1 protein-coding gene is annotated in these 2,449 nt (G+C 37.1%); it reads left to right on the forward strand.

Features of this window, described 5'->3' with window-relative positions; all coding sequences use genetic code 11:
• A partial coding sequence (gene tssI, locus Q0200_RS07815) for a type VI secretion system tip protein TssI/VgrG (protein WP_297939978.1) occupies window positions 1-2,041 on the forward strand: 2,041 nt, incomplete at its 5' end.
• Window positions 2,042-2,449: the final 408 nt, after the last annotated feature.

Below are 2,449 nucleotides of genomic sequence, written 5' to 3' on the forward strand. Positions count from 1 at the left end.
CTCTCCGCTCTTTAGGCTATCGATAAATTCGGCAAATAGAATTTTTACCGATCAGACCATAATAGACGTTATAAAAGAAATTTTAAAATTTTACCGAACCTCGCTGATAAAAGAGGTTGATTTTTCTAATATAAAAAACTCGTATGAGCCAAGAGAGTATATCTCGCAATACAATGAAAGCGATTTAAATTTCTTGCAAAGGATTTGCTTTAATAACGGTATATATTTTTATGAGGACGATAGAAAGATATATTTTTACGATACGGTAACTATTTCCGGTTTTGAGTTAGCAAATCAAGACGGCGCGACATCAAACGCTCCTTCTAGCTTTAGAGAGGTAAATTTTAATCCAAATATCAACAATGCATTAAAACAAGAATGCATAAAAGCTATAAATAAGACCGAAATTTTAAACGCTAACAACTTTTCTTATTCTTTGCAAAACACTATGTATCCCACCGTTTTAGATACGGTAAATTCCAAACAAAACGAGAAGACTAAATACAATGCGCATTTTCATTTAGGTCAGTATTCTTTTACGCAGCAAGAGTCTTTAAATATCCCTACGGAGCTAAAAAGGCGTAGATCTATTTTAAATTTAAATACCTATATAGCCGATTCCAACGTATTTGGTTTGAAGTTAAATAGCGGGGTGTCTTTAAGCTATGATCCCTCTGCCTTAAAAAACGATACTAAATTTGATTTTAAAATCATAGCCCTCGTTCAAAATTTCGTAGACGAGACGAATTTGGAAAATAGACTAGATACTAGCGATATAGTCCCAATCTCCGGCAAAAGCTTCTCGACATCTTATAGCAATCAAATAATAATGCTTCCTTCTAGTACCGTATACGTGCCAAAATTTAAAACAAAGCCTAGATCCCCGGAAGTAACCTTGGGAGTAGTTATAGGAAACAACGGCATAGACGACGAGAAGAATACTATCCACACCGATGAACACGGCCGCGTAAAAGTAAGAATCAATGCCTTTTCTTCTCAGGAGACGGTGGATGATTGTTTTAACCCAAAGGGCATCAACTCAACAAATACCAAAGACTACTCTCATAGCGCTTATTTAAGAGTAATGACGCCTATAGCTAGTAGCGATTCGGGGTTTTTTGCTATACCTAGAATAGGCGACGAAGTCGTAGTGTCGTTTCTGGAAGGGGATATAGATAAGCCTATGGTTAGCGCTAGTTTATATAATGCCTACAACCCGCAGCTGCCCAATTTACCCAGCGATTACCATCAAACTACGTTAAGCTCAAAAACTATAGGCGTAAACGAAAGCGGTAGAAATGAATTTACTTTTTCAAATTTAAAAGACAAAGAGCATATTTATTTAAAAGCCCAGAAAGATTATGGCGAACTCATACAGCATGATTTTACCCAAACCATACTAAACGATAAGTCCTCAAAAGTGTTAGGAACCTACACTGAAAGAATACAAGAAGCTCACGTGCAAACCATAGACCTAGCCAAAAACGTAAACGTAGGGGCGGAATATCTCACAACGGTAGGCCTTAGCAAAGATACAGTGGTGGGACTATCAAACACGGTAAACGTGGGAGTAGATAATAAAATAAGAGTCGGACAAGATAGCTCAGAATATGTAGGAAACGATAAAAATATCGAAATAAAAGGAAATTTGGATACCGTCATCTATCAAAACGAGAATCGAACCGTCAAAGAAGATAAAAAAGACGTGATCGAAGGCAGTTATGAGATGAGCTCTTCAAAGGGAATAAACAAATACACCCAAGAGCACATAGTTCTCCAAGCCGACAACTACATAGATATAAAATCTAAGTCAAATTTAACCACCAACACAGACTCTCAGCATACGGAAGTCGCAGACTCTAAATTTTCGGATATTAAGTCAAACTACGAGGTGGATGCGGGCAATCAGATCTTGCACCGAGTCGGCAACACTCAAATCGAGATAACGTCAAATAACGTAATTATTAGAGCCGGCGGGGTAGAAGCGATATTTGATCAACGAGGCATAACCGTCATAGGCGGAGAAGTAAGAGCGGAGTAAGGTATGTCTTCTCATGAATATAGTCAAATCTAAGCCTTGCCCGGCCATCGGTTTTTGTGTATATTTAATATACTGGCACAGTAAATAGCCGTACTTTCATTCCAAATTTTATTTAGAAGCTTTTTGGATATCTAGTAAATTATATATGCTAATAATATAGTGCAAATAACTTATTTACGGCAACAAGAGATACCAAAAGCGCTTTGCGCGTACCATCTCAGTATCCTTACTCAAAAATGCTTTAGTGTCTCTAAAAATTACGTTAATCCTCTTCTTCTTTTCTATCCTCAGGTAACACTAGATGACCATTTTCGTCTATTAGGGAGTATTGAACCAATACTATATAGAGTAGATCGTGGATATGATGATCGCGGTAGATATCAGCGGCATAATTATCATATTTTCTTA

The organism is uncultured Campylobacter sp., assembly GCF_938045225.1.
Lineage (GTDB): Bacteria > Campylobacterota > Campylobacteria > Campylobacterales > Campylobacteraceae > Campylobacter_A.